The organism is Pseudomonas sp. WC2401, assembly GCF_041200115.1.
Taxonomy (GTDB): Bacteria; Pseudomonadota; Gammaproteobacteria; order Pseudomonadales; family Pseudomonadaceae; genus Aquipseudomonas; species Aquipseudomonas fragi.
Genome location: NZ_CP165623.1, coordinates 3,507,242 through 3,519,748, shown reverse-complemented (window position 1 = coordinate 3,519,748; position 12,507 = coordinate 3,507,242). Strand labels below are relative to the sequence as shown.

The 12,507-nt window shown below is 59.2% G+C and carries 11 protein-coding genes and 1 riboswitch; of the genes, 6 read left to right on the top strand and 5 right to left on the bottom strand.

Annotated elements, in window-relative coordinates:
* Positions 1–65 precede the first annotated feature (65 nt).
* Positions 66–2,363, top strand: a complete 2,298-nt coding sequence (locus AB3G35_RS15995) for a fatty acid cis/trans isomerase (protein WP_369781753.1) — start codon at positions 66–68, stop codon at positions 2,361–2,363.
* 112 nt (positions 2,364–2,475) lie between these two features.
* Positions 2,476–3,060: a Fe-S biogenesis protein NfuA gene (gene nfuA / locus AB3G35_RS15990; RefSeq protein ID WP_016781101.1), complete on the top strand. Its 585-nt coding sequence runs from the start codon at positions 2,476–2,478 to the stop codon at positions 3,058–3,060.
* 216 nt (positions 3,061–3,276) lie between these two features.
* Here nfuA and cobM read toward each other — a convergent pair whose 3' ends face one another.
* The 5 genes from cobM to AB3G35_RS15965 form a co-directional block, all read right to left on the bottom strand.
* Positions 3,277–4,023 carry a precorrin-4 C(11)-methyltransferase gene (gene cobM / locus AB3G35_RS15985; protein ID WP_369781752.1) on the bottom strand — a complete coding sequence of 249 codons (747 nt, stop codon included), beginning with the start codon at positions 4,021–4,023 and terminating at the stop codon, positions 3,277–3,279.
* A 64-nt stretch (positions 4,024–4,087) separates the two neighbouring features.
* Complete coding sequence (locus tag AB3G35_RS15980) at positions 4,088–4,513, bottom strand: cobalamin biosynthesis protein (protein ID WP_106116711.1); 426 nt, start codon at positions 4,511–4,513, stop codon at positions 4,088–4,090.
* The gene (locus AB3G35_RS15975; protein WP_016781098.1) at positions 4,510–5,211 is read right to left on the bottom strand and encodes a CbtA family protein; all 702 of its coding nucleotides are present in this window, start codon (positions 5,209–5,211) and stop codon (positions 4,510–4,512) included. Before AB3G35_RS15975 ends, AB3G35_RS15980 begins: the two co-directional genes overlap by 4 nt.
* A gap of 11 nt (positions 5,212–5,222) precedes the next feature.
* Entirely contained in the window at positions 5,223–5,411 is a 189-nt protein-coding gene (locus tag AB3G35_RS15970; protein ID WP_081481042.1) for a CbtB-domain containing protein, read from the bottom strand.
* A gap of 95 nt (positions 5,412–5,506) precedes the next feature.
* Positions 5,507–5,719, bottom strand: a riboswitch (cobalamin riboswitch).
* 134 nt (positions 5,720–5,853) lie between these two features.
* A complete protein-coding gene (locus AB3G35_RS15965; RefSeq protein WP_016781096.1) occupies positions 5,854–6,219 on the bottom strand; it encodes a response regulator in 366 nt (121 codons plus the stop codon).
* 165 nt (positions 6,220–6,384) lie between these two features.
* Here AB3G35_RS15965 and AB3G35_RS15960 point away from each other — a divergent pair, with 165 nt between their 5' ends.
* Genes AB3G35_RS15960 through AB3G35_RS15945 form a run of 4 tightly spaced genes read left to right on the top strand, consistent with a single transcriptional unit; the run spans position 6,385 to position 12,469 of the window.
* Positions 6,385–9,861 carry a response regulator gene (locus AB3G35_RS15960; protein ID WP_134048642.1) on the top strand — a complete coding sequence of 1,159 codons (3,477 nt, stop codon included), beginning with the start codon at positions 6,385–6,387 and terminating at the stop codon, positions 9,859–9,861.
* A complete protein-coding gene (locus AB3G35_RS15955; protein ID WP_016781095.1) occupies positions 9,862–10,677 on the top strand; it encodes a protein-glutamate O-methyltransferase CheR in 816 nt (271 codons plus the stop codon).
* Positions 10,674–11,282 carry a chemotaxis protein CheB gene (locus AB3G35_RS15950; protein WP_016781094.1) on the top strand — a complete coding sequence of 203 codons (609 nt, stop codon included), beginning with the start codon at positions 10,674–10,676 and terminating at the stop codon, positions 11,280–11,282. Before AB3G35_RS15955 ends, AB3G35_RS15950 begins: the two co-directional genes overlap by 4 nt.
* Complete coding sequence (locus tag AB3G35_RS15945; protein WP_016781093.1) at positions 11,273–12,469, top strand: hybrid sensor histidine kinase/response regulator; 1,197 nt, start codon at positions 11,273–11,275, stop codon at positions 12,467–12,469. The genes AB3G35_RS15950 and AB3G35_RS15945 overlap by 10 nt, the downstream gene beginning before the upstream one ends.
* Positions 12,470–12,507 lie beyond the last annotated feature (38 nt).

Genomic DNA, 12,507 nt, shown 5'->3' with positions numbered 1-12,507 from the left:
TCATGTTGTGACGTTTGTTCGACGGGTAGAATCGCGACATATTTTTGATATCAGGACACTGGCACATGTTTTTTCGCCTACTCACCAGCGCCGTGACGCTGGTGGTGTGCAGTACAGCGTTGGCACAGGCCCCGTTGGTTAGCCCGGCTATTTCCTATACCAGGGACATACAGCCGATCCTTACCGAAAAATGCGTGGCCTGCCATGCCTGCAACGACGCCGCCTGCCAGTTAAACCTGGGCAGTGCGGAGGGCGCGACCCGGGGTGCCAGCAAGGTGCCGGTATACAAGGGTGATCGCGTCGATGCCGTGGCCCCCACGCGGATCTTCTACGATGCCAGCGGCCCCACTGAATGGCGCAACAAAGGTTTTTACTCGGTGCTTGACGCCCAGGGCGCGCAGGCGGCCCTGATGGCGCGCATGTTGGAACTGGGGCACAGCACGCCGCTGACCCCGAATGCCAAATTGCCTGAAGAAATCGTTCTGGGCCTGAACCGCGAGAACGTATGCCCGGCGCCCGGCGAGTTCAATGCCTATGCCCAGAGCCATCCCAAAGAGGGCATGCCGCTGGCCGTTACCGGCCTGACCGACCAGCAATACAGCACCGTGCAGACCTGGCTGGCCCAGGGCGCGAAAGTTGATCAGAACGCCATCAAGCCCACAGCGGTCGAGGCGGCGCAGATTGCCGAGTGGGAAGAGCTGTTCAACCGCCCGGGTTCCACTGAAGCCCTGGTGGCGCGCTGGTTGTACGAGCACCTGTTCCTCGCCCATACCTATTTTGACAACGGTGTGCCGGGGCATTACTTCCAGTGGGTGCGGTCGCGCACGCCCAGCGGGCAACCTGTTGACCTGATTGCCACGCGTCGCCCCAACGACGATCCGGGCACAGCGTTTTACTACCGCTTGCAGCCGGTGCAAGGTGTGATTGTGCATAAAACCCACATCACCTACCCGATGGGTGCGCACAAGCTGGCGCGGGTCAAGCAGCTGTTCTACAGCGGTGACTGGCATGCCACCAAGCTGCCTGGCTACGGGCCACGCGGGCGGGCCAACCCGTTTGAGACCTTTGAGGCCATCCCGGCGGTCGCGCGCTATCAGTTTATGCTCGATAACGCCGAATACTTCGTGCGTACCTTTATCCGCGGGCCGGTGTGCCGTGGGCAGATCGCCACCGATGTAATCCGCGACAACTTCTGGACCGTGTTCCAGGAACCGGCCCGCGACCGTTATGTCACCGATGCGGTGTACCGTGGCCTGGCAACACCCTTGCTGGCCATGCCCGGGCAGATCGACGACGTTGGCAGCGTGATTTCCCTGTGGCACAACTACCGCGACAAGCGCAACGACTATGAAAAGCTGCGGCAAAAAGCCTATGCCGACATGCCGCCACCGAGCTGGTCGACCCTGTGGGCGGGCAATGACAACGCCTTGCTGACGGTATTCCGCCACTTTGACAGTGCCAGTGTCAGCAAGGGCCTGATCGGCGAGATCCCGCAGACCATGTGGCTGTTCGACTACCCGTTGCTGGAACGGACCTACTACCAGTTGGCGGTCAACTTCGACGTCTTCGGCAATGTCTCGCACCAGGCTCAGACACGTCTGTACTTTGACTTGATTCGTAACGGTGCCGAGGTCAACTTCCTGCGCCTGATGCCCGCCGATTCCCGCGCATCGATCCTCAGCGACTGGTATCAGAACAGCGGCAAGCTGAAGATGTGGATGGACTACCAGAAAATCGACACCGACACCCCGACCGGCATGAAACTCGACCCGGCCGACCCCAAGCGTGACTTTGCCCTCAAGCTGATTGAGCGCACCGGCACCCTCAATGCAAGGCCCGACCCGATCAACCGCTGTAATGGTGCCTACTGCTCACGGCCTAATATCCCACAAGAGTTCAGGTACGCCGAGCAATCCCTGAGCCGCTTGACCTCGCGCCCGGCAGCGGGGCTGGCGGTGATCAACCAGTTGCCCGAAGCCACCATGCTGCGTATCGAAGGTACAGACGGCAAGCGTGAGATGTACAGCATGCTGCGCAATCGCGCGCACACCAACGTGGCCTTTATGCTGGGTGAGGAATACCGCCTGGAGCCGGGGCTGGACACCCTGACCATCTACCCGGGCGTGCTGAGCAGCTACCCCAACTTTATGTTCAATATCCCGGCAGGCCAGGTCGAAGCCTTTGTCGAGGCGATGGAGCAATGCAAGGATCAGGCAACGTTCGACACCATCGTCGAGCGGTGGGGCATTCGCCGCAGCCACCCGCAGTTTTGGCAGTACTTCCATGATATAGGCCAGTACATCAATGAAACCGACCCGGTGGAAGCAGGCGTACTGGACATGAACCGTTACGAAAACCTGTAAAGGGACGGTTGAAATTGAACGAATGGGACGCAGCTTTCCTGACAAAAACACTAGGACTTTGTCAGGCGCGCCGATTGGCGTAAACTGCGTCCCATGTCTGCGAGGAGATTCCATGAGCGCCATAACGATTACCGACGCTGCCCACGATTACCTGGCTGATCTGCTGTCCAAGCAGAATACCCCGGGTATCGGTATCCGCGTTTTTATCACCCAACCCGGTACTCAGTACGCTGAAACCTGCATTGCTTACTGCAAGCCGGCTGAAGTCAAACCTGAAGACACCGCCATTGGCCTGAAAAGCTTCACGGCCTGGATCGATTCGTTCAGCGAACCGTTCCTGGACGATGCTGTGGTGGACTACGCCACCGATCGCATGGGTGGCCAGTTGACCATCAAGGCGCCCAACGCCAAAGTGCCGATGGTCAATGCCGACAGCCCGATCAACGAGCGCATCAACTACTACCTGCAAACCGAGATCAACCCCGGTTTGGCCAGCCACGGTGGTCAGGTGAGCCTGATCGAAGTGGTTGAAGACGGTATTGCGGTGCTCAAGTTCGGTGGCGGTTGCCAGGGCTGCGGCCAGGCAGACGTGACCCTGCGTGAAGGTATCGAGCGCACCTTGCTTGAGCGTGTGCCGGAGCTCAAAGGCGTACGTGATGTGACCGACCACTCGCAGAAAGAAAACGCCTACTACTAAAAAGGCGTTCGCTGCGAAGCTGAAGAAAAACGGTGCCCCGTGAGCACCGTTTTTTTATGCCTGCGCGACGGCTCAACCCTTGTGGGAGAACGCTTGATTGTGGGAGCGGGCTCGCCCGCGATGGAATCGCTGCGGTTTACCTGACAGACCGCAGCGCCTGGATCGCGAGCAAGCCCGTTTCCACAGCAAGCCAGTTCCTGCAAGGGGAAGTGCCGTTTATGGCCGGTACAAATGCGCATGCCCCGCGCGGTACAACGACGAATCGGCAAAGCTGTCACTGGCCAGCACCCGGCCCACCAGAATCAGCGCCGTGCGCCTGAAACCCTTGGCCTCGACCTTGGCCACGATGTCTGCCAGCGTGCCCTGTACCCAGTCCTGATCCGGCCAGCTGGCCCGATGGATCACCGCAATCGGGCAATCGCTGCCGTAATGGGGGGTCAGTTCGGCGACGATATTTTCCAGGTTCTTGACCCCCAGGTGAATTGCCATCGTCGCCTTGTGCTGCGCCAGGCTGGCCAGTTCCTCGCCTGCAGGCATCACGGTTTTTTCCGCATAACGGGTCAGAATGACGGTTTGCGAAATATCCGGCAGGGTCAGTTCAGCCCCCAGAATCGCCGCGCAGGCCGCGGTGGCCGTGACCCCGGGGATGATTTCAAAGGCAATGCCCAGCTCCCGCAGGCAGCGGATCTGTTCGCCAATCGCGCCGTACAGGCTCGGGTCGCCGGAATGCACGCGAGCCACGTCCTGGCCCTTGGCGTTGGCGGCCTTGATCAAGTCGATGATTTGCTCGAGGTGCAGCTCGGCGCTGTTGATCACCTGTTCGGCCTGATGGCCTTGCAGCACCGCTTCGGGCACCAGGGAGCCTGCGTAAATGATCAGCGGGCAACTGCGAATCAGGCGCTGGCCCTTGACGGTAATCAGCTCTGGATCGCCGGGGCCGGCGCCGATGAAATAGACGGTCATGGCAGTCTCTTGAAAGGGTCGAGGTAGAGCTGTTCTTGAACAACGCTCATAGTGAGGCGGGGGATTATCGCGGGTTTTGCCGGGCGCAGGCCAATGCAAAGGTTGCTTCGGCCGTATGTTGGCGTGTGACCAGCAGGCTGGCAGGTGTGCCGGCGAGTTGTTCGGCCAGCGCCAGGGCAGCACTTTCGGCAATGCCAAAACAGCCGGTTTGCTCGTAGGCAATAGCTGAATGATGGCTCAGTTGCGGAGCATACCGATCCAGCTGTGCCGCGCTGAACACCTCAAGCTCTAGTCCCAGTTGCGCTGCCAGTTGCACCAGCCCCGGTTCGTCACGCTTGAGATAAATACTGGCGAGGGCCTGCACCCCATCCAGTGTGAGCCCGGCCCGGGCCAGTGATTGTTCGATCAGCGCCCGCAGCGCTTGCGCGCTGCACCCCCGGCGGCAGCCCAGGCCAATCACCAGGATTGGCGCTGTGCGAGTTGCCGTCATGCCGAGTACTGGCCTTCAGCTTTGCGGCGGAACAACCAGGCGCTGATGACACCCAGGGCCAGCCAGAAGGCCAGGTTGGTCAGTTGCGCGGCAATTTTGAACTGCGACTCCAGTGCCTCCGGTGCCAGGCTGGAATGCACCAGTGGCTGCGGTGCGCCAAAGATATGCGGCACTACCAGAATCGCTACACCCAGTACCTTGAGTGCCCAATGCTTGCCAAACACCAGCAAGGCAATGCCTACGGCCGTCGAGGCGGCAGTGCTGACCCACCAGAGCTGGCGTTGCAGCAGATCTGCCGCGGCGGTGCCCGGCAGTTCAGGCGGCAAGCCCATCGTCGGTGCCAGGCAAAACACGGCGTAGCCAGCCAGGCCCCAGAGCAGGCCCTGGGACGTGCGGGTAGGGGCGCGCAGGGTGTACAGGCCTGCCAGCATCAGGGCAAAGCCCACCGCCACCACCAGATTGCCACCGGTGGTGGACAGCACGCGCTGCCAGCCGTCTTCCGGCTCCCAGGCTTCGGCATCGTGCTCATGGGCAGGCATGGCCATGTCGGCATGCTCATGCACTTCACTGGCGGCAGGTTTTTCGTAGGTTTCGGCCTGCAAAATCAGCGGGGCGACCCACAGGCTTTGCAGCAGGGTCAGCAGCAGGGCAGCCAGCAGGCCGGTAAAGCCTGCGGTTTGAGCGATACGCTTGATCATGGCAGGCAGTCTCAATGGCACGGGAAGGCGGAGCTGTGACGGGTGTCATGAGCTGCGTTGTGAACGGCATCGATATGGGAGAAACCGGCGAAGTAGACGAGGAACGCGCCCAGTACGGCAGCGCCGACAGCAGCGACGATGCGTTGGCTCTGGGTGGTGCTGGTAGCGGCGGAATGGGTACGGCTGGTGCTGACGGACATGGCGCTTGCCTCGGGTCGGACGACGGGCAGCAAAGCGCAAGAAAACCCCGCGAACGAAGCTCGCAGGGTTTAACAGCGCCCGCCCACCGCGGGTTTGTTATTCGAAATAATCAGGCCGGTCTCCGGGCTTGCGAGGGGCTCGTGGGTTGAGCCTGCAAACATCTCCTTCCCATGCCTTCGGCACAGTGGACGTGATGTTTCTCTCGCTTACCGTTGCGGGGGCAGCGCCGGACTTGTCAGGGCATAACGCCTGACGCACCGGTTTCCCGTTTCACCCTGTGAAGGGCACCTGATACAAGATGTGTAGGAAACCACAGCCCGTGAGAGCCGTCAATTCAAGGGGCCGTTGTAGCCGCTGTCGCAGGCTGCGAAAAGGGCCGCATTACCTTCAAAAAGCAGGGCCGCTGCGCAGCCCATCGCAGCCTGCGGCAGCGGCTACAGGTCAGACGTTCACCAACATGCTTTTGACTTTGGCACGCAGTTGGTCAATGGAGAAGGGCTTGCCGATCACCGCCATGCCTTCTGCAACCTCAAGGGTCTCGGCGTAGCCGCTGGCAAACAGCACAGGCAATGTCTGGCGTAGTTCCCTGGCCCTGGTCGCCAGGGTGCGGCCGTCCATGCCCGGCAGGCCAACGTCGGTCATCAGCAGGTCAATGTTACGGGCAGTGTCCTCAAGCAGTTCCAGGGCGCGCTCGCTGCCGTCGGCTTCAAGCACGCTGAACTCCAGTTCTTGCAGGACGTCAACGATCAGCATGCGAACAATGGCGTCGTCTTCGACCACAAGGATGGTGGAGGGTGTTGCGGACATAATCATGATCTCGATAAAAAATTAAACGCGGTTCTCACAGGCAGCAAGGATAGCCGTCACCTGCATCTGTATGTGTGTAAAAACGTATATAAAGGTAAGAAAATAGAACTATTGCTCGATAATCCGGCAAACTCCAGTTTTTTTATGACTTTCACGGGCCTGAAAATGAACTCACCTGCATCAATCGACGAGCGAAGCTTTCGCAAGCTCCTGAGTCGCAACGTCGGTTTGCCGCTGGCCGTCGGCGCGCTCAGTGCCGCCCTGTTTGTGGTTATGGTCAGCTATTTGCTGTCGGTAATCCGCTGGGTTGAGCACAGTGATCGGGTCATCAGCAATGCCAACGAAGCGGTGCGGTTGACGGTTGACCTGGAAACCGGCATGCGCGGCTTTCTGATCACCGGAGATGAGCATTTCCTCGACCCTTATGCGGTCGCCAAGCCGCAAATCAATGTGCAATTGAAAGGCTTGCAGGAACTGGTCAGCGATAACCCGCAGCAGATTGACCGCCTCAAGCGGCTTGAGGCACTGCAGGATGAGTGGAACACCTACGCACAGTCGATGGTCGAGCTGCGCCGTCAGGACGGCGATTACCGCTCGGCCGTGCAAGCCGGCCGTGGCAAACGCCTGAGTGATGAAATTCGTAAGGAATATGACGACTTCATTCAAATGGAGCAGCAACTGCGCGTAGCGCGCAGCGAAGATGTGAGTCGTACCACGATTATCAGTATTGCCCTGTACTTGTGTTTTGTATTGGGGCTGGGCGGCTTTTTGGCTTATATCGGTCGCCGTGATTTGCTCAGTCTTTCAGAGAGTTACAACAATGCTTTCGAGTCGCAGATCAAGACTGCGCAGCGCCTTGAACAGCAGGCCTGGTTGCGTAACGGCCAGACTGAACTGGCCGAACAGGTGCTGGGCCGTCTGACCCTGAACATGTTGGGGCGCAATATCCTGCAGTTCTGCGCCCAGTATCTGGGGTCGGTGGTGGCGGCAGTTTACGTGCGTGAAGACCACGGTGGCCTCAAGCGTGTCGCCAGCTATGGTTTCTCCCGTGAGCAAGAAGCGCAAGACCAGCTGATTCACAACGATGAAGGCATTGTCGGGCAAGCCGCACAGCAAGATCAGCTGATTCGTCTGGATAACGTGCCTGCAGACTACAGCCTCAAGGTAACCTCCGGGTTGGGTCAGGGCAGCCCGCACAGTGTGCTGGTGATCCCGACCAGTGATGATGATCGGGTTAACGGCGTGATTGAGCTGGGCTTTCTGCGCCCGCTGAACGAGCGTGATATCGAGTTGTTTGAACTGATTTCTGACAATATCGGCACTTCGATCGAAGCCGCCCGCTATCGTCAGCGCCTGCAAGAGGTGCTGGCCGAAACCCAGCAGCTCAACGAGGAGCTGCAAGTCCAGCAGGAAGAGCTGAAAACCGCCAACGAAGAACTCGAAGAACAGTCGCGTATTCTCAAAGAGTCGCAAACCAGCCTCGAAACCCAGCAGGCCGAGCTTGAGCAGACCAACGAAGAATTGGCTGGCCAGCGCGATGCGATGGACCGCAAGAACACTGAGCTTAACCGGGTGCAAATCCAGCTCGAAGAACGCGCCGATGAGTTGCAGCGCTCCAGCAAGTACAAGTCCGAATTCCTCGCCAATATGTCCCACGAACTGCGCACGCCGCTGAACAGCTCGTTGATTCTGGCCAAGCTGCTGTCGGAAAACCCGCAGCAGAACCTCAGTGCAGAGCAGGTCAAGTTTGCCGAGTCGATCTATTCGGCGGGCAATGACCTGCTCAACCTGATCAACGACATCCTGGATATCTCCAAGGTCGAAGCCGGCAAGCTCGAAGTGCGCCCCGAGAACACCAGTGTGGCGCGGGTGGTAGAAGGTCTGCGCGGCATGTTCCAGCCGCTGGCCGGGGAAAAATCCCTGAGCTTTGATGTGCAATTGCAGCCCGGCACGCCGCCGATGATCTACACCGACAGTCAGCGCCTGGAGCAGATCCTGAAAAACCTGCTGTCCAATGCGGTCAAGTTCACCGAAAAAGGCCAGGTCAGCCTGGTCGTGTCCCGCCAGCCGGGGGAAGGCGTTGCCTTTGCCGTGACCGATTCCGGCATAGGTATCGCCCCGGATCAGCAGGAAAGCATTTTCGAAGCCTTCCGCCAGGCAGATGGCACCAGTAACCGTCGTTATGGTGGCACGGGCCTGGGTCTGTCGATCTCCCGCGACCTGGCGACCCTGCTCGGTGGCTCGATCACGGTCAGTAGCGAGCCGGGGCAGGGCAGCACCTTTACCCTGGTGTTGCCGGAGCAGTATGTGGAGTCGGCCCAGGAGCTGGCGCAACTGTCCGCTGCTCCTGCGCCACGGCCGGCGGCAGTGGCCCACAGGCCTCAGCTGCTGCCGGCCGTTGTGCCGCCGGTAGACATTGCACGCTTTATGGATGACCGTGAGCAGGCACCGTTCACCACGCGCTGCATCCTGGTGATTGAAGATGAGCCCAACTTTGCAAACATCCTCTTCGATCTTGCGCATGAGCTGGGTTATCGCTGCCTGGTGGCCCACGGTGCGGACGAAGGCTTCAGCCTGGCCGCGCAGTTTATTCCCGACGCGATCCTGCTCGATATGCGCCTGCCCGATCACTCGGGGTTGACCGTGCTGCAGCGCCTCAAGGCGCTGGCGCCGACCCGGCATATCCCGGTGCATGTGATTTCCGTCGAGGATCGGGTCGAAGCTGCGATGCATATGGGCGCGGTGGGCTATGCGGTCAAGCCGACCACCCGTGAAGAACTGAAAAACGTCTTCGCCCGCCTGGAGGCCAAGCTGACGCAGAAGGTCAAACGCGTGCTGCTGGTGGAGGACGACGACCTGCAGCGCGACAGCATTGCCCGCCTGATCGGCGACGATGACATTGAAATCACCGCCGTTGGCTACGCCCAGGAAGCGCTGGACCTGCTGCGCAGCAATATCTACGACTGCATGATCATCGACCTCAAGCTGCCGGACATGCTCGGCAACGACTTGCTCAAGCGCATGTCCACCGAGGATATCTGCTCGTTCCCTCCGGTTATCGTCTATACCGGGCGCAACCTGACCCGTGATGAAGAGGCCGAACTGCGCAAGTATTCGCGCTCTATCATCATCAAGGGCGCCCGTTCGCCGGAGCGTTTGCTCGATGAAGTGACATTATTTCTGCACAAAGTTGAATCTCAGTTGTCCCATGAGCGACAAACGATGCTCAAGACCGCCCGCAGCCGCGACAAGGTCTTCGAGGGGCGCAAGATTCTGCTGGTGGATGACGATGTACGTAACATCTTTGCCCTGACCAGCGCCCTGGAGCAAAAGGGCGCCATCGTAGTGATCGGGCGTAATGGCCGCGAAGCCATCGAGCGCCTCGATGAAGTCGAAGACATCGACCTGGTGCTGATGGACGTGATGATGCCGGAAATGGATGGCTACGAGGCCACCGTCGAAATTCGCAAGAACCCGCGCTGGCGCAAGCTGCCGATCATTGCGGTCACGGCCAAGGCAATGAAGGACGATCAGGAGCGTTGCCTGCAGGCAGGCTCCAATGATTACCTGGCCAAACCTATCGATCTGGACCGACTGTTTTCGTTGATCCGGGTCTGGCTACCGAAAATGGAACGACTCTAAGTGCAACGGAACACCGATATCGAGTTACGGCTGCTGATTGAAGCGATCTATCTCAAATACAGTTATGACTTTCGCGATTACTCCGGTGCGTCGATCAAGCGCCGGGTCAATCATGCGCTGCGTCAGTTCGACTGCAACACCATCTCGGCCCTGCAGGAGCGCATCCTGCACGATCCCACGGCCTTTATGCAGTTGCTGCAGTTCCTGACCATCCCGGTGAGCGAGATGTTTCGCGACCCGGAGCACTTCCTGGCCATTCGCCAGGAGGTGGTGCCGATCCTCAAGACCTACCCGTCGCTGAAAATCTGGATTGCCGGCTGCAGCACCGGCGAGGAGGTCTATTCAATGGCCATCCTGCTGCGCGAGGAAGGTTTGCTCGATCGCACCATCATCTACGCCACCGATATCAACCCGCGGTCCCTGGAAAAAGCCAAGCAGGGGATTTTTTCCCTGGAGAATATCCGCGCCTATACCCACAACTATCAAAAGGCCGGTGGTCAGCGCTCGTTTGCCGATTACTACACCGCCGCCTACGACTACGCGATTTTCGACAAGAGCCTGCGTGAGAACGTGACCTTCGCCGATCACAGCCTGGCGACCGATAGCGTGTTCTCGGAAACGAATTTAATTTCGTGTCGTAACGTATTGATTTATTTCAATAAAGATTTGCAAAACAGAGCCTTTGGTCTGTTTCACGAGTCGCTGTGCCACCGCGGGTTCCTGATGCTGGGCAGCAAGGAAACCCTGGATTTTTCGGACTACAGCAAGCAATTCACCCCCGTGCTCAAACACGAACGGATCTACCGCAAGCTATGACAGCCCGGCACAGCCCTGTGGCTGACAACAGACAGGTAGCGGCAGTGGTGATCGGCGCGTCGGCGGGTGGGGTCGAAGCGTTGTTGACGATTTTTGCCGAGCTCACGGCTGATTTTTCCCTGCCGATCATCGTGGTGCTGCACTTGCCCGACGAGCGACGCAGCCAGCTCGCCGAAGTGTTTGCCCAGCGCGTGGCCCTGCCGGTCAGGGAGGTGCAGGACAAACAGCCGATTGTGCCGGGCACCTTGTACTTTGCCGCGCCCGGTTACCATGTCTCGGTGGAGCAGGATCAAAGTTTTTCCCTGAGTCAGGAGGAACCGGTGCATTACTCGCGGCCTGCAATCGATTACCTTTTTGAGTCCGCGGCCGATGTGTATCAACAGCGCCTGGCCGCGATATTGTTGACAGGTGCCAATCGCGATGGTGCGCGAGGGATGAGCCAGGTCAATCAGGCGGGCGGCCTGACCATTATCCAGGACCCGGACGAAGCCCAGGTGGCGACCATGCCCCGCGCAGCCCTGGAGCTTTTTCAACCGGACTGCATCCTTCCCTTGCGCGGCATTGGCCGTCTGCTTGTCGAGCTGGAACATAGCCAATGCTACTGAATGAAATCAAAGCCAAGCTGCTGATCGTCGATGATCTGCCGGAAAACCTGCTGGCCCTCGAAGCGCTGATCAAGCGCGAGGACCGCATCGTGTATAAGGCCCTGTCGGCTGACGAAGCGCTGTCGCTGCTGCTGCAGCACGAGTTCGCGATGGCCATTCTGGATGTGCAGATGCCCGGCATGAACGGTTTTGAGCTGGCCGAGCTGATGCGGGGTACGGCCAAGACCAAAAACATCCCCATCGTGTTTGTCAGTGCCGCCGGGCGCGAGATGAACTATGCCTTCAAGGGCTATGAAAGCGGCGCGGTGGACTTTCTGCACAAGCCGCTGGATATCCATGCGGTCAAGAGCAAGGTCAATGTGTTCGTTGAGTTGTATCGCCAGAGCAAGGCCATGAAGCAGCAGGTCGAAGCCCTGGAGCAGAGTCGCCGTGAGCAGGAAACCCTGCTGGCGCAGTTGCAGCTGACCCAGGTGGAACTGGAGCATGCAGTGCGCATGCGCGACGACTTTATGTCGATTGTCTCCCATGAGGTGCGAACGCCGCTCAACGGGCTGATTCTGGAAACCCAGCTGCGCAAGATGCACCTGGCCCGGGACAATGCCGCGGCATTCACCCTGGACAAGATGCAGGCGATGGTCGAGCGCGACGAGCGCCAGATCCAGAGCCTGATCCGCCTGATCGAAGACATGCTCGACGTGTCGCGCATCCGCACCGGCAAGCTGTCCATTCGCCCTGCGCCAGTTGACTTGACCCAGGTCGTGGCCCGGTTGCTGGAAAACTTTGCCGCGCAGATCAGCGCGGCGCAATCGAGCGTTAACTTCACGGCCGGGCAACCGGTTGTGGGGCAGTGGGATGAATTCAGGATCGAGCAGGTCATCAGTAACCTGCTGACCAATGCCTTGCGCTATGGCGCGAAAAAGCCCATTGATGTAGCGGTTTATATCGAAAATGACCAGGCCGTGGTGGATGTACGCGACCAGGGCATTGGCATCAGCGCAGAAAACCAGCAGCGGGTTTTCCAGCAATTTGAGCGGGTATCGGCCAGCCATGTGACCGCAGGGCTTGGCCTGGGGCTGTTTATTTCGGAGCAGATTGTCACTGCGCACAGCGGCACCATCAGCGTGCAGAGCACGCTGGGTGAGGGGGCCTTGTTCAGGGTTTGCCTGCCGTTGGTACAAAAGGCATAAACTGGGCGCAACCTATGACCGCGCCCGGGGTCATACTG